Here is an 18,700-nt window from a genome sequence, read left to right as displayed (position 1 = left end):
TAAATATTTAAACTAGAATCAATGATTTCAAAAATGCTCTCACCTCCCGGTGATTTCTTAAATAAAACCTCGCCGACGACACCTGACTACCTACCTTTATCGTCACTGCATCATGTGACAGTGCCTTAAAGATATCTTCATCCGTATGATCATCACCAATAGCCAATGTAAAATCAAAATGCCTGTTCGCCAACCATGACATAGTAGCCTTGCCCTTATTGATCTCTACATTCTTTACTTCAATCACCTTATCTCCCGGCAATAACTGCAACCCTTTATCTGCTGCAAAATACCGCAGGGTATTCATCAACTCATTCGCACGCAATTCACCCAAACCAGCTTCTGCCTTGCGATAATGCCACACCAGCGAAAAGCTTTTCTCTTCAATGAACGAACCGGGTGTACGATCTGTAAACGTCTCCAGTATCGGCGCGATATCCCCCTTCCATTGATCCGTCAATCCCGGTAATTGCTGCCATTCCTCGCCATATTTCTTCTGAAACGCGCCATGTTCTGCAATGAGATCTAATCTCAGGTGTCCCAGCCATTCTTCCAGCGTTTGGTATTTACGCCCACTCACCATCACCACCTGGTTCATTGGATCAGCTGTCAGTTCTGTCAATAACTGAATGAGGTCCTGATCGGGAGAAGCCAGGTCAATATTCGCCTGGAAACCTACCAGTGTACCATCGTAGTCAAGGAAGATCACTCTTTCCTTCGCTCCTTTATAATCTTTCCTTACATGCACCTGCATTTCCAGGCTCATTCTTCTCGCCAGCATAGACTGCTGTAACTGTTTCACTTCCTGTAATCTTGCCATAAATAATTTTACCCAATGTGAAATATTAAACTTAGATACAATCTGCTGCATCTGTTTCATTCTTCTGCGTTGCTCAACTTCCGGCATGTTCAATGCTTCATGAATCGCCCGTGCAATAGCACCGATATTGTTAGGGTTCACAATGAGTGCATCAATGAGCTCTTTACTGGCGCCTGCCATTTCACTCAGGATCAATACCCCATTGCTATCCTTACGGCTCGCAACATATTCTTTGCTTACAAGATTCATACCATCGCGCATCGGAGTCACCAGGCCTACATCTGAAAAGCTGTACAAAGCCGACAGTGTCTCTACCGGGAAGCTGCGATAAAAATAATTGATCGGATGCCAGTTCAGCGTACGGAAGCGGGCGTTGATACCGCCTGCCAGCATATCGATGGCGTCTCTCAGTTCTTTGTATTGTGCCACCGAATCTCTCGACGGCACTACGATCATATACAGTACAACTTTCTCAATATATTCAGGATACAGTTGCAGGAATAATTCAAATGCCTGCAAGCGTTGTAGAATACCTTTGCTGTAATCCAGTCTGTCAATAGAGAGCACCATGTGTGTACTCTGGAAATTCTCGCGCAGGCTTTCTACTTGTTTGAGTACTTCAGGATCCAGGGATAACAATTCAAATTTGTTGTTGTCAATACCCATGGGGAATGTTTCTGCCACTACTGCACGGTCGTTCACCGTCACAATGTTGGCAGTAGCATTCAATGGAAGCAAACGAGTTACTGCATTAAGAAAATGATGACTGTCATCAAAAGTATGGAAGCCTAAAAGGTCAGCGCCGAGCATCCCTTCAAGTAGTTCTACACGCCATGGAATGAGACGGAATAATTCAAAAGAAGGGAAAGGAATATGCTGGAAATATCCAATGGCTACATCCGGCGCAGCGGCGCGGATCATGCCTGGAAGCAGTAATAACTGGTAGTCGTGAATCCAGATAATATCTCCGGGTTCTGCGACTTCTAAAACAGCGTCCCTGAATTTTGTATTAACCTGATAATAATAATCCCAATATACCTGTTCATAGCGTGCATAGACGGACATATAGTGGAAAACCGGCCACAGTACCTCATTCGAAAATCCTTCATAATAGTTGTTGATTTCTTCCTGGGTCAGGTAAACCGGCATAAGGTTCATGGTTCCCAGTTGCTGTTTGATTTGCCCCTGTGCTGATTCGTTTACCTCCACACCGGGCCATCCAATCCATATGTTGTAGCCTTCTCTGTAAATGGACCCCAGCCCTGTAGCCAAACCGCCTTCACTCGGATTCAACCCATATTCGCCATCTTTCTCAGTGATCTTTACCGGTAGCCTGTTTGATACAATAATGGTTTTACTCATAATACAGTTTTAGTCAAAAAATCAATGCCGATTGAAGTATGGAATTCCACACATCAAAAAACGCACCTGAATAGTACGGAAAAATTGAAACCTGTCACAAATGCCAAATAAATGAAAGCCCCGTGGTTGCTAAGTAGAAGCAAGTATAATGTATGTATGGGGATGTGCCTAGGTGAGGCAAAGGTACGAATAATTATTTAATGGGTTGTGCTGAGTTATGCCATAGGTTCGTTGTAAGTTATGCTTTTACGAAAAATCGCTTCTGCTGAAGACAGAAGCGATTTTTCGCATTGGCTTATCAGGATGACCAAAGATCAACATGATAAGCGACTAAAGAATAGCGAATATTCATTATAGTTATAATTCTAATCATAGTTTTAGTAAACTGTAGCATCAGAATTAAAGTTGAATTTATAATACTTTAGATCTATAATACTATAATCGTTTTTCCCTTACTATTCAGCTTTCTTATCGCAGCCAATGCTGCCGGTGTTTCTTCCAATGTAATTTCCTTCTCAATAGGAATTTTCAACGCCCCATTATCCGCCGCATCTGACAATGTGTCTAACAATGCACGATTCCCCTTCAATTCAAAATTCCCACCCCGCAATCCTTTCTTCTTCAAATCCTCCTCATCCGCTACAAATGCCGTAGTCAATGCTACACCACCTTTCTTCACAAGTGATGTCATCTCTTTAAAAGCATCCGGGGAACTGACCAAATCAATCAATCCATCTACACCATCCGGATATTTACGCCTGATTTCATCTGCTACAGATACTTTTTTATAATTGATTGTTTCTTTTGCCCCCAGCTCTTTCACCTTGCTGGCGCCAGTTTCATCACTTGCTGTAGCAATGATATAAATCCCCTGCATGGCTGCTAGCTGAATTAAAAATAATCCAACACCACCGGTAGCACCTACTACAAGTAGGATCTGTTCATGCTTCAGACCAGATTTTTCTACCATCTGCAACGCGGTCATACCTGCAGTTGGTATAGCTGCCGCCTGTTTCAATGGAATGTTCTTAGGCGCTGGTGCCAGCGCTGCTTTTTCAGGTACCACGACATATTCGGCAAAAGTCCCTTCACCTACAGGTGCATGTAAAAACTGACCATAGATGTGATCACCTACTTTGAAGAGGGTCACACCTTCTCCAACTTCTTCCACAATACCCACCGCATCTACGCCAGGTATCATAGGAAAATGATGCGGCATCTGGCCATCCAGTATACCATCAATCATTTTGGTATCAAAAGGATTGATACCCGCTGCTACTATCCGCACAACCATGCTACCGGGTTTTACGACCGGCCTGGGTTGTTCAGTCAATTCAGGTGTTGCTTTAAATTGGGGAATTGTAATGGCCTTCATATGTTGATTTTAGTATGCTGATTTTAGTATGCTGATTTTAGATAGCAATGTGCAACAAAAACTCTGCCGGGCCAATATCTTATTTCCATTTCTTTGAAACTCATAATCGCTGCACACACTGAAACACTGCCAGACCAATATCCTATTCCCATTTCATTGAAACTCCCAATCGCTGCGCACACTGAAACACTGCCAGACCAATATCCTATTCCCACTTCTTTGATACCCCTAATCGCTGCGCACACTGAAACACTGCCAGACCAATATCCTATTCCCACTTCTTTGATACCCCTAATCGCTGCGCACACTGAAACACTGCCAGACCAATATCCTATTCCCACTTCTTTGATACCCCTAATCGCTGCGCACTGTAAATACCTGCATGCCCACTGAAATAATAAGCTGTAAAACATGCCACTGCAAAATACAATGCATTGTTGGTGCCGAATAACTCTACCCCCATGAGGGTACAGGCAATCGGGGTATTGGTAGCACCTGCAAATACAGCAATAAAACCCAATCCTGCAAAGAGATCTACCGGTGCACCGATCAATACCGCTATAGTATGCCCTAAAGCCGCTCCTATAAAGAACAACGGTGTCACCTCTCCCCCTTTAAATCCCATCGCCAGTGTGACAGCTGTAAATAACAACTTCCACAACCACGCCCAGTTAGACATTTCCATATCTTTAAATGCATTGACTATACTCACTCCACCGGGGTCTTTGCTATTTACGCCCAAACCAGTATAATCTTCTGTGCCCAGTATCCAGCACAAAGCAATGATCATAATCCCACCCGCTACTGGTATCAACCAGGCAGGGCGAATAAACTGATTACTGTATTTTTTGATCTGGTGCATAGCGTTGGAAAAAGCAAAACTGGCAAGGCCAAAGGCAATACCCGCCAAAATCACTTTTGCCAGCAACAAATAATCAAACAGCGTTTCTGCCCTGAATAAGATCTGATAATGTGTATGATGAATGCCCCAGGCACTGCAAACCCAGTCTGCAAATACAGCCGCAATCAGGCAGGGCACCAATGCATCGTATCGGATCACGCCTATTGCCAGCACTTCCAGCGCGAAAACAGTACCTGTCAGCGGTGTACCAAATACCGCCCCAAACCCCGCGGCAATCCCTGTCATCAAAAGAATACGCAGGTCTGCCTGTGATAACCGCATCCATTTGCCCAACAAACCAGCCATGCTACCACCTATCTGTACAGCTGTCCCTTCACGGCCAGCAGAGCCGCCAAATAAATGGGTGAGAATTGTAGTGATCAATACAAGTGGCGCCATCCTGGCTGGTACCCCGCCGCCTGGTTCATGGATTTCATCCATAATGAGGTTATTCCCTTTTTCTGAAGTACCACCGAGCTTATTGTACAGGAAATAGATGCCGATACCCGCTATGGGCAATAAATACAATAACCAGGGATGTTCCAAGCGAAAATGTGTAACATAGTCTAATAGCCAGAGAAATAGGGCTACCAGTGAGCCAACTACCAACGCAACAGGAATAATAATAACCGTCCAGCGAATAAGCTGGTAAGCAATTGTAAATTGTTCTAAAGATTTGTTAAATTTCATCATGTTCCTACAAATATATAAACTGAACTGCCCGCTTGTACCGGCAGAATTATACACTATTTGTAGGCGCCATCAGACCCGAAGAAGACGGGACGGTTCTGTGCAGGAAGACACCATTTCCTGGTTGAGCATGCAAATATACAAAAATTATTCAAACGTTTGTTTAGCAAAACCAGCCACGAACGTGTGATCCATGTGATTAAAATATTTTTTACCTTCAGAATCTCTACAGAATGTTTTTTTTGTTTTGTAGTATAAATTCAACATTACGTTACTACCGCTAATCTGTATTGGATGAAAGTGAATTCTTTATGCCTACAACTGTTATTGCCATTCCTAATAATAACCGGGGCTCAGGCCCAACAAATTACAGTCGACTCGGGGGCTACACAAGTTAAAAAGGATACTTCCTTTTTAAAGCTCTTCAGGGGAACAAAAAAATATCAATGCTCCATCGCCAGCGTAGTTGTACCCGCAGCTATGCTTGGCTATGGAATCGCTACTTTTGAATACGGACCGCTCCGCAACCTCGACCATACTACCAAAAACGAAATCAGGGAGGATAATTCTACTTTTCATACCAAAATAGACGATTGGTTGCGATATACACCGGCACTGAGCGTATACGCGCTGAATGCAATGGGCATCCAGGGCGCACATAATTTCCGGGACCGGACTATCATTCTCGGTATTTCCAGTCTCCTGATGATGGGAACCGTAGGTGGGGTGAAAACCTTATCTCACCGGCAGCGTCCGGATGGAAGTACTTTCAACTCCTTCCCTTCCGGCCATACCGCCACTTCATTTATGGGAGCAGAATTTATGAGACAGGAGTACAAAGATGTCAGTCCATGGTATGGGGTGTATGGATATGCTGTAGCCACTGCCACCGGCGTTCTTCGTATGTATAATAACCGCCACTGGCTCAGCGACGTTGTAGCAGGGGCTGGTCTTGGTATTTTAAGTGCAAAGGCTGCTTATTGGGTGTTTCCGAAAATGGAACAGATTTGGGCTAAGAAAGAGGGGAGAAATAGTATGCATCCTATTGCGATGCCTACTTATAGTCCGGATACGAAATCTATTGGAGTGAGTGTAGTGTTCTTTCCCGGTAGTTAAATGCAATTCGAAGCCAGCACCCCATGAGCCAGTAACTAAATTTCTGCCCAATAGCCAGAAATTTACCTGCCTACACCAGACAAACAATTTAGTCATTTCAAATCCGCAAATAATCCAAAAAACAAAAAGGGAGCCACTGTCAGGCCCCCTTTTTTCTTTTCTCATCAGCGATATCTTTCTGATCATACTCACTCTCATTATATCCTTCCAGCAAGTGGTTCTGATCATCATCATAATCCCTTTTTGTGGTTGTCTTTGCTTTTGGCGCTACTTCCACATTTTCTCTCTTCACTTCTTTAATCTTCCGTTTCAGGTTTGTTGATTTTTTCATAATACACCATTTAGGAAGTATATCACAAAAATGCTGCCTACCTGGTATTCATCTCCTGCTTTTCACCTCCAACCTGTTGATCTTTTCCTTCCTGACACCCATCTCACTTTTCATCCCAACCTGTTGATCTTCTCCTTCCTGACATACATCTCCCTTTTCCCTCCAACCTATTGATCCTTTCCTCTCTGTCACACAACTCCCTTTTCATCTTCAACCTGATGATCTTGTCCTCCCTGTCATACATCTCCCTTTCCATCCCCAACCTGTTGATCTTCTCCTCCCTGCCATACATCTCCCTTTTCATCCCAACCTGTTGATCTTCTCCTCCCTGTCATACATCTCCCTTTTCATCTCCAACCTGTTGATCATCTCCTCCCTTTCATACATCTCCCTTTTCAATCCCAACCTGTTGATCTTCTCCTCCCTTTCATACATCTCCCTTTTCAATCCCAACCTGTTGATCTTCTCCTCCCTGCCATACATCTCCCTTTTCACCTCCAACCTGATGATCTTCTCCTCCCTGTCATACATCTCCCTTTTCATCCCCAACCTGTTGATCTTCTCCTTCCTGCCATACATCTCCCTTTTCACCTCCAACCTGTTGATCATCTCCTCTCTGTCACACATGTACCTTTCATCTCCAACCTGTTGATCTTCTCCTCCCTGTCATACATCTCCCTTTCCATCCCCAACCTGTTGATCTTCTCCTCCCTACCATACATCTCCCTTTTCACCTCCAACCTGATGATCTTCTCCTCCCTGTCATACATCTCCCTTTCCATCCCCAACCTGTTGATCTTCTCCTCCCTGACACCCATCTCCCTTTCCATCCCCAACCTGTTGATCTTCTCCTCCCTGTCATACATCTCCCTTTCCATCCCCAACCTGTTGATCTTCTCCTCCCTGCCATACATCTCCCTTTTCATCCCAACCTGTTGATCTTCTCCTCCCTTTCATACATCTCCCTTTTCAATCCCAACCTGTTGATCTTCTCCTCCCTGTCATACATCTCCCTTTCCATCCCCAACCTGTTGATCTTCTCCTCCCTGACACCCATCTCCCTTTTCATCCCAACCTGTTGATCTTCTCCTCCCTGTCATGCATCTCCCTTTTCATCCCAACCTGTTGATCTTCTCCTCCCTGACAAGCATCTCCTCCTATTCATCCCCAACCTGCTGATCTTCTCCTCCCTGTCATACATCTCCCTTTCCATCCCCAACCTGTTGATCTTCTCCTCCCTGTCATACATCTCCCTTTTCATCCCCAACCTGTTGATCCTTTCCTCTCTGTCACACAACTCCCTTTTCATCTTCAACCTGTTGATCTTCTCCTCCCTGTCATACATCTCCCTTTTCATCTTCAAGCTGCTGATCTTCTCCTCCCTGACAAGCATCTCCTCCTATTCATCCCCAACCTGCTGATTTCTTCCTGCCATACATCTCCTCTTATTCACCCCCTCCTTACTAATATCGCCGATGAGCCCCCTACTCAATACTCGTATTCTCCTTTATATCATCCGTAGCAGGCGCAATCACCTTATCCCCCGCCTGCAAAGAACCAAACACTTCCGTAGAATCATTGTGATGATTCCCCTCCTGCACATCTACCCAATGTGTAATCCCACTCCTCACCGCAACCACATACTTCTTCTCCGTAGAAGTTACGATCGCCGTTGCAGGCACGACCATCGCCTGACGACTCCCACTCACCGGAATCGTAATCTCTGCATACATCCCCGGTTTCAATGTATGATTCGGATTATACACATCCACTTCCACCGCCTCTGAACGGAAACGATCATTTAAAGACCCCGCCTGACGACTGATGCTACCTGTAAACTCCTTGCCTGGCAAAGCATTTACACGGAATGTTACTTTCTGCCCATCAGATAGCTGTGCGCTATAAATTTCTGGTACCTGTACGACCAGACGCAAACGATCTTCCTGCTCCAACATCAGCATAGGCCTGCCATCAATACTGGTCGTAGGCCCCACCAGCGCACCCGGGTGTACATTACGCTCTGTGATCACCCCATCAAAAGGAGCTGTCACCTGCAAATAACTCCTCGTTGCTTCCAGTGCCCTGAAATTCGCCAGCTGACTATTCACTATAGCACTATCCGCCATCATTTTTGCCCCTGACACTTCCAGGTCATGTGGAGATATGGTACCCGGTGTAGCACTTACTGCCATCGTACGTTCATAGTTATCTTTCGATGCAGCATAGTCTGCTTTTGCCTGCAACCATTTCGCCTGTGCCGCATAGTATTGCTGTATCACCTCCGGTGCATCCAGCTCCAGCAGCATCTGCCCTTTTTTCACCACAGATCCTCTATCTACCATTACACTCTTCACAAATCCATTTGCACGCGGATAGATGCTCACTTTCTGATAAGCATCCAGTACAGCAGGCAACTGGATACTGGATGATAACGGCTCTTGTACCACCGTTGAAAAGGTATATTGACTACCGTGATGTTTTTCTTCTTTCTTCTTTTTCGACGAGGCCTCCCGGCAAGCTGCCAGCATGGTGACTGCGGTACATATAATAACGATTCTATGTTGATTATTCATGGTCTGTAGTTTAGTGTTTTGTAATTGTAGTTTGCATGATGTGCCGCTGTAGTTTTAGTTTGCGCGGAGTGCGCTGTAGTTTTAGTTTGCGCGAAATGTTCTTCACTTCCCATTTGCGCTGAATCCCGTTCACGCTAAATCCCCTCACTTCCCATTCGCCCTATCTCCCCCTAACTCTCCTCTATCGCCTCCGGCATCAGCGAAACCGCCTCAAAAGTCGTCCTCCGCTGCATACGTGCATACACCAACGGCAATATGAACAACGCCGCTATCGTCGAAGCAATCAATCCCCCAATCACCGCTCTCCCCAATGGCGCTGTCTGATCTCCTGACTCTCCCATACCTGATGCCATCGGTACCATACCCGCAATCATTGCAAGACTCGTCATCAAAATCGGACGCAAACGAATTCCCGCACTCACAATCCCCGCCTTATACGCATCCCTGTAATCAATCCGCAACTTCTCCGCATTCGTTACAATCAGGATCGCATTCGCCACAGATACACCTGTAGACATAATCATCCCCATATAAGACTGCAAATTCAGCGTAGACCCTGTAAGCAACAACATCAGCAATGCCCCTGCTATTACCGCTGGCACCGTTACCAATACCACAAAGCTCAGTCTGAACGACTGATAATTAGCCGCCAGCAAAAGGAATATCACCATGACCGCCAGCATCAACCCATTCTGCAAACCATTCAATGTATCTGTCAGCAAACTTGAACTACCCTGTACATCCGCTATCAAACCACGTGGCGGAGGTCCCATCTCATCGATTTCATGCTGCACCGCTCTAGTAGCAGCCCCCAGGTCAATGTTGGAAATATTCGCACTCACCGTCAGGTAACGACGGGGACCAGAACGATCATATTCCCCCGGCACTTCGCTCGTACTAAAGCTCGCCACATCACCCAATACTGGTCTCGCCTGCCCGCGTACCAGTGGAATTTCCTGCAGGTCACTGATCGCCTGCATACTATATTCCGGGATCTGCACCTGCACCTGGTAAGTGTAAGCACCTTTCTCATCCAGCCACTGGTTCTTTTCAGAGAACCGGCTACTGGATGTAGACGCTGTTACTGACCGGGCTACCTGGTACACATTCAACCCCATCTGCGCCACTTTGAACCTGTCTACATTGATCTTGATCACAGGATAATGCAGGGGTTGTACTATCTGTACATCCCGCAAAAACGAAATATTCTTCAACCTGTTTGTAAGCATTGTCGCATACTTCTGGATCTGCTGCATATCCTTACCCGCCACTCTTACTTCTATCGGTGTTGAAGCTCCCTGCGCCATAATCTTCTCCGTCATATCAATCGGCTCAAAGGATACCCGCAACTGCGGAAACTTCGCTGCGATCCGTTCACGCAGCGTATCTTTCAGCGCTTCTATGTTTACTTTATAATCCTCATTCAGGTTCACCTGCAACACGGCTTCGTGTGTACCTGCATTAAATACATACAGGTTACTGGAACCATAGCTGGAAGGGATCAGCCCTACATAAGCAGAACTGATTTCCACATTACCATCCGTAACCTGATCAATGATGTTCAGCACCTGGTGTACCTTTTCTTCTGTTCTTTCCAGCCGGGTACCATCCGGCTCTTTGATACGAAGCTGAAATTGCCCAACATTAATATGTGGCATCAGGTCTTTACCTATCACCACATAGGCAGTACCCGCTGCGCCAAAGGCAATTATTAAATACAATCCAATCACCAGTGATGAACGTTTTCCAAGCCCTTCCAACACCCGCATAAACCACGCTTTGAATTTCTCAAAGCCAGTCAGCTTTTCAGGATGCAATTGCTGCTCTTGCATATGATCATTCACTTCATCCACCTCTTCCTTATCCAATGCCAGTCCCGCATGTGCATGCTGGTACCTCTCCGCCTTGAGCCACCAGTTGGAAATAACCGGTACCAATGTCTGCGCGACAAAGAACGAAGCTATCATGGCAAAACCAATGGACAACGACAGTGGCAGGAACATGGCCTTCGGCACACCCGACATGATAAAGGAAGGCGCAAACACGGCAAGGATACACAACAGGATCAGCAGCAATGGAAACGCGATCTCTTCACAAGCCTCATATATCGCCTGCTTCTTGGGCTTGCCCATTTCCAGGTGCTGGTGAATGTTCTCAATCGTCACCGTGGCCTGATCCACGAGTACCCCGATGGCCAGCGCCAATCCCGATAAGGTCATCAGGTTAATGGTTTGTCCGCTGAGATATAAACCAAACACCGCGGATAAAATTGCTATAGGTATCGTGATCACCACTACCATACAACTCCTTAAATCACGCAGAAAGAGCAATACCATCAGACCTGTCAGCACCGCACCCAGTATACCCTCTGTCATCAGGCCTTTCACGGCATTGATCACGGCTACTGACTGGTCAAATTCATAGGTGATTTTTGTATCTTCCGGCAAGAGGTTCTGCATCTCGGGCAACTTTGCCTTCAGTTGTTTTACCACTTCCCAGGTAGACGCATCCGGGGTCTTTACAACCGGCATGTATACGGAACGTTTTCCATTCACCAGTGCATAATCCACCGTTACATCCGCACCATCTGATACCGTCGCAATATCCTTTACAAACACAGTGGAGTTACCATTCGTCGTTACAGGAATATCTCCGAAATCAGTCACCTGCTCTTCCAGTGAGTTGATGGTAGTGAGGAACATTTTATTATTAATACGGATATTCCCGGAAGGGCTCATCGCGTTGTTACGCGCAATGGCCTCCACCACCTGGTCTGCACTCAGGTTGTAACTACGCAGCCGGTCAGGGTTTACATTCACCACTACAGAACGGGCATTCGCACCAAATGGTGGCGAAGCAGACAAACCCGGTACAGTGGCAAACATCGGCCTGATACGGGTGGTCGCCATATCATAAATATCTTTCAGCGAACGTGTAGGAGAACTGAATACCAGTTCACCCACAGGTAGTGAAGACGCATCAAAACGAATCACCTGTGGTGGTGCAGCACCCGGGGGAAAGAAGTTCATAGCACGGCTTACCTGCAGCGCTACCTGTGCCGAAGCCTCTCCCATGTCAGTCCCTTCGTAGAAGGTGAGCTTGATCATGCTGAGACCCTGGATATTTTTACTGCTGATATTTTTAATACCATTCACATACAGAAACTGATCCTGTAAGCGGGTGGCAAAGAAACCTTCCATCTGCTGGGCAGACATACCTCCATATGGTTCTATCACATAGATGGTCGGCTGATTCAGCTTCGGAAAAATATCGATGGGAATATTGATAACTGCCAGTATAGAAAAAAGGAACACGCCCAGTGTCAGTACGACAACCGAGATTGGCTTTTTTAAGGCAGTAGAGACTAATGACATATTTTACATTTTAGATGTAGCCCTCTTAATAGGGAATTAAAAAATCTGGCCTTCTCAGGGCGGAAATAAAAGTTTCGCATTCTCAATACTGATCCAGGAGTTGCTTTCTTCTCACAACGGTATTAAAACCTTCCCTTCTCAATTCGAAATCAAAAGTTCCCACGGTATTAAAACCTTCCCTTTCTCAATTCGAAATAAATTTTATTGCCCCCTCGCCGCTTCCAGCTGCTGTACCAGCACTTGTATCGTATTCGTCGCAAACGCCTCCATAAATAGCGACTGCCATGCATCATGCCGCGTCTGTATCAGGTCATTCTCCGCACGGTTCAACACATACAGCGCATTCGTCACATCAATAATATTCGTCAACCCACCCTTATACAACGCCATTTTCTGAGCCGCCGCCGCCCTTGCTGCATTCAGCTGCGCCGGCATTTCATTCAATTTGTCTACAGCCGTATGAATATTCACCCTGGCCTGGTTCAGCTGATTATCCAGCAGCGCATGCGACGATTCGAGCTGATTGGCCGCTGCCCGGGTACGTAAATATTGCTCTCTCATTTTATCCCTTGTATGAAATATGTCCGCCACATTATAAGTAATACCGATCCCTGCCAGGTAGTTGTAACGATTATACCCAAAACCACTGGCTAGATTCTGGTACTCATCATTGCTGTTAATACTGGATCCCCTGGCCCATCCAGCCGCCAGCACCATCACTTTGGGCATAGCCGTTTTACGGATCACCTGTTCATGTTTTTGATTTTGTGTAAGCAGGGCATTGTAATAAACCAGTGCCGGGTGTGTTTGCTCTACAGTTGCCGTATCGGACTGAGCCAGCAATATCTGTGGCAATCCCTTATCATACAGTGTATCCGGAACTATAGCCGTACTGTCCAAACCTGTCAGAATAGCCAGGTGCATGCGCACCTTATTATACCCATTCTGAAAATCTATATAGTTCAGCCTGGCTTTTGACAGCTCTGCTGCTGCTATAGCACTATCTACTCCCGGTTTCAACCCATGCAGTACAATCGAAGTCACCGCCTTCGACACCGATCTTGTACGTTCTATATTGTCCGCCTGAATACGCATCAGGTTATAATATTCCAGCATAGACAGGTAGTCCTGGATCACAGACACGGTCAGATCGTTTGCCGTGATACCGGCATCCGCACCTGCTACCTGTTGTTGTTGCCTGGCTTCGTCCTTCCGTACTTTGTACAGACCGAAGTTGTAGACCTCCCATTGCAATTGTGCCATACCTACATTGCCGGATACCGCCTGCAAACTGTTGGCATCCCGGATACCACCGGATGTAGAAGGAATAATGCTCATGGGAAAATAAGAACCATATACTCCATTGTCAGTACCCACGGTGGCTTCTTCCACCAGTTTCAGGTTAGGCCACCATTCATGCTTTACATCGGTCGTGTGCGCGGCCGCTGCATTGGAGATCGTATTTTTGACCTTCAGTGAAGGATAATGCTGCAGGGTCATATCAATAGCCTGCTTCAATGGTAAGGTTTGTGCAAAGCAATGCGTGCCTATGCCAGCCAACAGGCATAGCAATACCGCACATCGCCTTACAGGAATGTTCACATACATAACTGCGCGAAATGTTAATGCGCTGCAATAGCGCGTCAATAAGTAATTAAAGGAAATGCGTTATATAAAAATTATGCCATTGGAGGCCCTCGCCAGTCGCTGAGCGAAACGGAAACACTGATGATAGCTGCAGCGAATCCTTTGTAATGGGGATGAATATAAACAAACAGCGGCTTGATCCTGATACTGGAAACCGTCAGGAAAAATTCATTAAAATCAATCAACCCACGGTTGCGTAAATTGAATTTATTGACGGTCGCTGTTCTGTAATGCTCATTCCCGCAAAAGGAATGAAGATGACTGGTAGTGGTATAACTGAGTAACTGCGGCTGATCATGCGGAGACGTGTATGCCCCGGATGTTTCCCCGTATACGAACGGAAGAAATACGCATGATAATATAAGGATGAGCCTTTGCAGCTGTTTCAATTGAGACCTCATTTAGAATATGCAAGATATTTATTACATTTTAATTTTAATAATCCCCCATCAAGTTTTAAGCAAATTATAATATAACCTTTACTATTGAAAGCCCTTATATTTGCCCCATGAATTGCCTTATTGTAGACGACAATAAGCTGGCCCGCACTGCAATGAAACAATTGGCCAGCCACGTTGAACAACTGCATGTACTGGGCGAATGTGCCAGTGCTCTCGAAGCCTATAATGTACTGCAAAAAGAAAAAGTGGACCTGCTCCTCCTCGACATCGAAATGCCGGGCATGAGCGGATTGGAACTAACCCGTAACCTGGGTAAGAAAGGTCCGATCATCATCTTTACCACTGTCAAAAAAGATTATGCCGTAGAAGCATTTGAACTGAACGTTGCAGACTACCTCATCAAACCGGTAACTCCTGCCCGTTTCATCCAGGCTATCGACAAGGCGAAAGAGATCTGTGATAGCACGGTACAGGAAGTACAAAATACAGACAATGAATTTGTGTTTATCCGGGACAATGGGGTGCTGAAAAGGATCCGCATAGATGAGATCCTCTACCTGGAAGCTATGGGCGATTATGTAAAACTACATACCGCTCAGAAGTTTCACGCCATCCATACCACCCTCAAAGCGGTAGAAGAGAAACTGCCTGCCGGCAAATTTATGCGTGTGCATCGCTCCTATATAGTGTCGCTGGACAAAATAGAATCGATTGAAGACGGTACCATTATCATACATAAAAACGCTGTACCCGTGGCAGATGCCTACAGATCAGCACTTAACAGCAAATTAAACCTGTTGTAAAAACCTCCACCGACAGTTTTTCCTTTTTGACCGACGGCTAATGCCTGTTAACCCAAATCGAAATGACAGGTGGTCATCCCGGATGTACCTTTAGGTCATCAAACAAATTGATCACAAATAATAAAAACAACTGTCATGAAAAAGATAACAATGCTGATGGCCGCTGCCATGATGCTGGTAGGTACCGCTACTTTCGCAAACAATACTGTTAAAGCTGCAAAAGCTACAAAGACTACACAGCAGGCTGAAAAACCAGCTACTGAAAAGAAGGCGCACAAAGGTCATAAGAAACATCACCACAAGAAAGCCGCAGGTACAGCAGCTAAGCCAGCTCCAGCTACCAAATAGTTTTTTAGTGGACATCTTTACAATACGATCGCTTCTGCCCAAGGTAGAAGCGATCGTTTGTGGAGAAAAATTGTACCTTGTATCATCAACGATATATGCAGCCTAAACATCTGAAATACTATTTACTTGGCGTGTTTATTTCAGGGATGATCCTGTTTATAGTACTCCAGTTCAATTCCTCGCAGAACATCCGCAAGCTGATCTCAGGAAATGAACAGTTGCTCAATGAACTGAACGTAAAGAATGAGCTGCAAAAACTCCAGACCAGTATAGCCAGAACCGACAGTAAAGTAAGAGGTACCGTTATCTCCCAGGACACATTGAATATTACCGGCATAGAAGCCGACGTAGCCCTTATCAAAGCCGACCTCAACGAAATTAATAAGCTCGTCATCAGCGATAGTACAGAGAAACTGCTGACCCAGCTAAACTACCTGGTAGAAGAAAAAAACCGTTTCAACGTCACCGTACTCGATTCTTTTTATACGCACGGCAAATGGTCTGCTGAACGACTCATCAACGCACAGAAAGGAAAACGCCTTGGCGAAGCCATCGGCGTTATTTTGCATCAGCTGGACAGTACCCGGCAGACAGAAGTAAACCGTACCGTACGACTCATCGATACCAGCGGACAGCGCGCGCAAAACTGGGGCTCGGTCATGATGATCTTTGCCTGCATCAGCAGCCTGCTCGCTTTTTTATATATCACCACACGCATTCATAAACAGGAACAACTCATCGAAGCCCTGGACAAATCACAGCAACAGGAAAAGAAACTGGCTGCTATCAAAGAACAGTTCCTCGCTAATATGAGTCATGAGATCCGAACGCCCATGAATGCCGTACTTGGGTTCACACACCTGCTACAACAGCAACCCCTGAATGAAAAAGGAAAGGAATATGTCGCCGCCATCGCAAATGCCGGCGAAAACCTGTTGGAGATCATCAACGACATTCTCGATATTTCTAAAATAGAATCAGGCATGATGCGGCTGGAACCAGTCTCGTTCAGCCTGCGCGGGGTGTTGCACGGCGTGCAGACCATGTTTCGCCTGAAAGCTGAAGAGAAGAAACTGGCCTTTAATGTAACCATCGACGATAATGTACCTGATATCCTGTACGGCGACGTCGTTCGGCTTACACAGGTATTGGTGAACCTCGCTAACAACGCGATCAAGTTCACCAACCAGGGGCATGTAAATATCATGATCAGCCAACTGGGAGAAAATGAACACACCGTACGTGTACTGTTTGCAGTGAGTGATACCGGTATTGGTATTGCCCCCGATAAACTACCCGCTATCTTTGACCGCTTTAACCAGGCAGAAGCCGATACGACCCGTAAATATGGCGGTACCGGCCTGGGACTGACCATCGTAAAACAACTGGTAGAGCTGCAACATGGCGCCCTCACCGTAGAAAGTGAACCCGGCAAAGGAAGCACCTTTATGGTAGAACTACCTTATGCACACGGAGAATTGCTGCCTGAAAACGGGGAATCCAACAATGAGAATTTCCTCTCTTCTCTACATGCAGATGTAAAACTGCTGGTAGCAGAAGACAATAAAATGAACCAGGACCTGCTGAAACACCTGCTAGGCAACCGGCAGCTGCATTACCAACTGGTCACAAACGGACAGGATGTGCTAAATGCCCTGACTAAAGGACATTATGATATGGTACTGATGGATATCCAGATGCCGGAGATGGATGGGTACACTGCGGCCCGCAAAATCAGGCAGGAACTGCATTCTAACATTCCCATCATTGCCATGACTGCACATGCAATGGCGGGAGAAAGGGAGAAATGCCTGCAGGCAGGGATGAATGAATACCTCTCTAAACCAATCCGGGAAGAAGAATTGTTCAGACTAATCCAGATCTTTACGGGTAAGTTCAGCCCTCCTGAGGTACATACTGCCCTTAATGGCCATTCCCAGCCGCATGACGGGCCTTTGGTTCAATTGCAATATCTTAAGACGCTGAGTAAGGGAGATACGGAATTTGAGCATGCTATGCTGCAACAATTCGTTACACAATTACCGGAAGACCTGGGGGCATTAAAAAAAGCCATTCAGGCAGAAGATGTAGCGGCCATCCGTAGTACGGCGCATAACCTGAAGACAACCATTTCGTTTATCGGGCTGGATGGTATATTATATCCTATTTTGGAACCATTGGAATCACTGGACGCTAACTCCTATCAGCCCGCACTGGTAGCAGAAAAATTTGCCACACTGCGCGAACTGAGTCTGAAGGCGATGGAAGAAACCATGGCTATCCTGTTATAGATGATGATGACTAACCTGATTAAACGGGTTCACAACTGCAACCCGGATTGCCTGCGTATCATGTATCAGCACTGCGATCGCCTGTGTATTTTATTATTCACTCCTCACTGAATATATCGGATTCTAACTATTCACTTCCCAATGAATATACACAGCACAAAAACAGCCTCCAAATTACCCCTTCAATTATTCACTCCTCAATGAATGTATCGGATTCGCAATCGCTGCCCGAATAGCCTGTGTCGATACCGTACAAATGGCAATCACAACCGCCATCAATCCTCCCATCCCAAACATCCACCACTGCATATCTATCCGGTACGTAAAATTCTCCAGCCACTTCCCAAACCCCCAATAAGCCAAAGGGCAGGCAATCACAAATGCCACCAATACCCGTTTGACCAGGTCCTTACACAGCAACCTTACCAGCGAAGGCACTGTTGCCCCCATTACCTTCCTTACCCCAATCTCTTTCATACGTTTTTCGGCCGTATAAGTGGCCAGCCCAAACAATCCCAGGCAACCTACCAATATCGCCAACAGGGAAAATGCGGTGAGTATAGAAGCCATCTGCTCATCTGCCAGGTAAAGGCTTTTTAAATGGCTATCCAGGAAGGTATAATCAATGGAATTTGTAATCATGGTCATACGGAAAATAGCGTGTAACA

Annotated in this window: 18 protein-coding genes and 1 riboswitch; of the genes, 4 read left to right on the top strand and 14 right to left on the bottom strand. The window is 45.9% G+C overall.

Annotation, left to right across the window (positions count from 1 at the left end; genetic code table 11):
• Window positions 1–7 precede the first annotated feature (7 nt).
• The 3 genes from SIO70_RS20825 to SIO70_RS20815 form a co-directional block, all read right to left on the bottom strand.
• On the bottom strand, window positions 8–2,182 hold the full coding sequence (locus tag SIO70_RS20825) for a bifunctional alpha,alpha-trehalose-phosphate synthase (UDP-forming)/trehalose-phosphatase (RefSeq protein ID WP_320573950.1): 2,175 nt from the start codon (window positions 2,180–2,182) through the stop codon (window positions 8–10).
• 427 nt (window positions 2,183–2,609) lie between these two features.
• Window positions 2,610–3,557: an NADP-dependent oxidoreductase gene (locus SIO70_RS20820; protein WP_320573949.1), complete on the bottom strand. Its 948-nt coding sequence runs from the start codon at window positions 3,555–3,557 to the stop codon at window positions 2,610–2,612.
• Window positions 3,558–3,888: 331 nt separating this feature from the next.
• On the bottom strand, window positions 3,889–5,151 hold the full coding sequence (locus tag SIO70_RS20815; protein ID WP_320573947.1) for a voltage-gated chloride channel family protein: 1,263 nt from the start codon (window positions 5,149–5,151) through the stop codon (window positions 3,889–3,891).
• Window positions 5,152–5,204: 53 nt separating this feature from the next.
• Window positions 5,205–5,278: riboswitch (Fluoride riboswitch) on the bottom strand.
• 164 nt (window positions 5,279–5,442) lie between these two features.
• On the opposite strand from SIO70_RS20815, the gene SIO70_RS20810 reads away from it, so the two are divergent.
• Window positions 5,443–6,264 (top strand): phosphatase PAP2 family protein, encoded by an 822-nt coding sequence (locus SIO70_RS20810; RefSeq protein ID WP_320573945.1) that lies wholly within the window; start codon window positions 5,443–5,445, stop codon window positions 6,262–6,264.
• Between the two features lie 139 nt (window positions 6,265–6,403).
• Here SIO70_RS20810 and SIO70_RS20805 read toward each other — a convergent pair whose 3' ends face one another.
• The 10 genes from SIO70_RS20805 to SIO70_RS20760 form a co-directional block, all read right to left on the bottom strand.
• Window positions 6,404–6,595 carry a hypothetical protein gene (locus tag SIO70_RS20805; RefSeq protein WP_320573944.1) on the bottom strand — a complete coding sequence of 64 codons (192 nt, stop codon included), beginning with the start codon at window positions 6,593–6,595 and terminating at the stop codon, window positions 6,404–6,406.
• 103 nt (window positions 6,596–6,698) lie between these two features.
• Window positions 6,699–6,899 carry a hypothetical protein gene (locus SIO70_RS20800; protein ID WP_320573943.1) on the bottom strand — a complete coding sequence of 67 codons (201 nt, stop codon included), beginning with the start codon at window positions 6,897–6,899 and terminating at the stop codon, window positions 6,699–6,701.
• Complete coding sequence (locus SIO70_RS20795) at window positions 6,896–7,222, bottom strand: hypothetical protein (protein WP_320573942.1); 327 nt, start codon at window positions 7,220–7,222, stop codon at window positions 6,896–6,898. Before SIO70_RS20795 ends, SIO70_RS20800 begins: the two co-directional genes overlap by 4 nt.
• Window positions 7,201–7,521 (bottom strand): hypothetical protein, encoded by a 321-nt coding sequence (locus SIO70_RS20790; protein ID WP_320573941.1) that lies wholly within the window; start codon window positions 7,519–7,521, stop codon window positions 7,201–7,203. Before SIO70_RS20790 ends, SIO70_RS20795 begins: the two co-directional genes overlap by 22 nt.
• Entirely contained in the window at window positions 7,518–7,664 is a 147-nt protein-coding gene (locus tag SIO70_RS20785; RefSeq protein ID WP_320573940.1) for a hypothetical protein, read from the bottom strand. The genes SIO70_RS20790 and SIO70_RS20785 overlap by 4 nt, the downstream gene beginning before the upstream one ends.
• 27 nt (window positions 7,665–7,691) lie before the next feature.
• Entirely contained in the window at window positions 7,692–7,988 is a 297-nt protein-coding gene (locus SIO70_RS20780; RefSeq protein WP_320573939.1) for a hypothetical protein, read from the bottom strand.
• 91 nt (window positions 7,989–8,079) lie between these two features.
• Window positions 8,080–9,168 carry an efflux RND transporter periplasmic adaptor subunit gene (locus SIO70_RS20775; RefSeq protein ID WP_320573938.1) on the bottom strand — a complete coding sequence of 363 codons (1,089 nt, stop codon included), beginning with the start codon at window positions 9,166–9,168 and terminating at the stop codon, window positions 8,080–8,082.
• A 170-nt stretch (window positions 9,169–9,338) separates the two neighbouring features.
• The gene (locus tag SIO70_RS20770; protein ID WP_320573937.1) at window positions 9,339–12,542 is read right to left on the bottom strand and encodes an efflux RND transporter permease subunit; all 3,204 of its coding nucleotides are present in this window, start codon (window positions 12,540–12,542) and stop codon (window positions 9,339–9,341) included.
• A 201-nt stretch (window positions 12,543–12,743) separates the two neighbouring features.
• A complete protein-coding gene (locus tag SIO70_RS20765; RefSeq protein WP_320573936.1) occupies window positions 12,744–14,150 on the bottom strand; it encodes a TolC family protein in 1,407 nt (468 codons plus the stop codon).
• Between the two features lie 71 nt (window positions 14,151–14,221).
• Entirely contained in the window at window positions 14,222–14,578 is a 357-nt protein-coding gene (locus SIO70_RS20760; protein ID WP_320573935.1) for a hypothetical protein, read from the bottom strand.
• Between the two features lie 119 nt (window positions 14,579–14,697).
• On the opposite strand from SIO70_RS20760, the gene SIO70_RS20755 reads away from it, so the two are divergent.
• From SIO70_RS20755 to SIO70_RS20745, 3 genes are all read left to right on the top strand, one after another.
• Window positions 14,698–15,393, top strand: a complete 696-nt coding sequence (locus SIO70_RS20755) for a LytTR family DNA-binding domain-containing protein (protein WP_320573934.1) — start codon at window positions 14,698–14,700, stop codon at window positions 15,391–15,393.
• A gap of 135 nt (window positions 15,394–15,528) precedes the next feature.
• A complete protein-coding gene (locus tag SIO70_RS20750; protein ID WP_320573933.1) occupies window positions 15,529–15,741 on the top strand; it encodes a hypothetical protein in 213 nt (70 codons plus the stop codon).
• A 95-nt stretch (window positions 15,742–15,836) separates the two neighbouring features.
• Complete coding sequence (locus SIO70_RS20745) at window positions 15,837–18,032, top strand: ATP-binding protein (RefSeq protein ID WP_320573932.1); 2,196 nt, start codon at window positions 15,837–15,839, stop codon at window positions 18,030–18,032.
• 186 nt (window positions 18,033–18,218) lie between these two features.
• Here the strand turns inward: SIO70_RS20745 and SIO70_RS20740 are convergent, their stop codons facing one another.
• Window positions 18,219–18,680 carry an ABC transporter permease gene (locus SIO70_RS20740; RefSeq protein ID WP_320573931.1) on the bottom strand — a complete coding sequence of 154 codons (462 nt, stop codon included), beginning with the start codon at window positions 18,678–18,680 and terminating at the stop codon, window positions 18,219–18,221.
• Window positions 18,681–18,700: the final 20 nt, after the last annotated feature.

It is taken from the genome of Chitinophaga sancti, assembly GCF_034087045.1.
Lineage (GTDB): Bacteria > Bacteroidota > Bacteroidia > Chitinophagales > Chitinophagaceae > Chitinophaga > Chitinophaga sancti_B.
Note: the sequence above shows the minus strand (reverse complement) of the source record. Positions and strands in the feature narration are given on the sequence as shown.

Coding starts and splice junctions, on each gene's coding strand:
- SIO70_RS20825 (WP_320573950.1), bottom strand. CDS start 2,182: ATGAGTAAAACCATTATTGTATCAAACAGGCTACCGGTAAAGATCACT.
- SIO70_RS20820 (WP_320573949.1), bottom strand. CDS start 3,557: ATGAAGGCCATTACAATTCCCCAATTTAAAGCAACACCTGAATTGACT.
- SIO70_RS20815 (WP_320573947.1), bottom strand. CDS start 5,151: ATGATGAAATTTAACAAATCTTTAGAACAATTTACAATTGCTTACCAG.
- SIO70_RS20810 (WP_320573945.1), top strand. CDS start 5,443: ATGAAAGTGAATTCTTTATGCCTACAACTGTTATTGCCATTCCTAATA.
- SIO70_RS20805 (WP_320573944.1), bottom strand. CDS start 6,595: ATGAAAAAATCAACAAACCTGAAACGGAAGATTAAAGAAGTGAAGAGA.
- SIO70_RS20800 (WP_320573943.1), bottom strand. CDS start 6,899: ATGAAAAGGGAGATGTATGGCAGGGAGGAGAAGATCAACAGGTTGGGG.
- SIO70_RS20795 (WP_320573942.1), bottom strand. CDS start 7,222: ATGTGTGACAGAGAGGAGATGATCAACAGGTTGGAGGTGAAAAGGGAG.
- SIO70_RS20790 (WP_320573941.1), bottom strand. CDS start 7,521: ATGAAAAGGGAGATGTATGGCAGGGAGGAGAAGATCAACAGGTTGGGG.
- SIO70_RS20785 (WP_320573940.1), bottom strand. CDS start 7,664: ATGAAAAGGGAGATGGGTGTCAGGGAGGAGAAGATCAACAGGTTGGGG.
- SIO70_RS20780 (WP_320573939.1), bottom strand. CDS start 7,988: ATGCTTGTCAGGGAGGAGAAGATCAGCAGCTTGAAGATGAAAAGGGAG.
- SIO70_RS20775 (WP_320573938.1), bottom strand. CDS start 9,168: ATGAATAATCAACATAGAATCGTTATTATATGTACCGCAGTCACCATG.
- SIO70_RS20770 (WP_320573937.1), bottom strand. CDS start 12,542: ATGTCATTAGTCTCTACTGCCTTAAAAAAGCCAATCTCGGTTGTCGTA.
- SIO70_RS20765 (WP_320573936.1), bottom strand. CDS start 14,150: ATGTATGTGAACATTCCTGTAAGGCGATGTGCGGTATTGCTATGCCTG.
- SIO70_RS20755 (WP_320573934.1), top strand. CDS start 14,698: ATGAATTGCCTTATTGTAGACGACAATAAGCTGGCCCGCACTGCAATG.
- SIO70_RS20750 (WP_320573933.1), top strand. CDS start 15,529: ATGAAAAAGATAACAATGCTGATGGCCGCTGCCATGATGCTGGTAGGT.
- SIO70_RS20745 (WP_320573932.1), top strand. CDS start 15,837: ATGCAGCCTAAACATCTGAAATACTATTTACTTGGCGTGTTTATTTCA.
- SIO70_RS20740 (WP_320573931.1), bottom strand. CDS start 18,680: ATGACCATGATTACAAATTCCATTGATTATACCTTCCTGGATAGCCAT.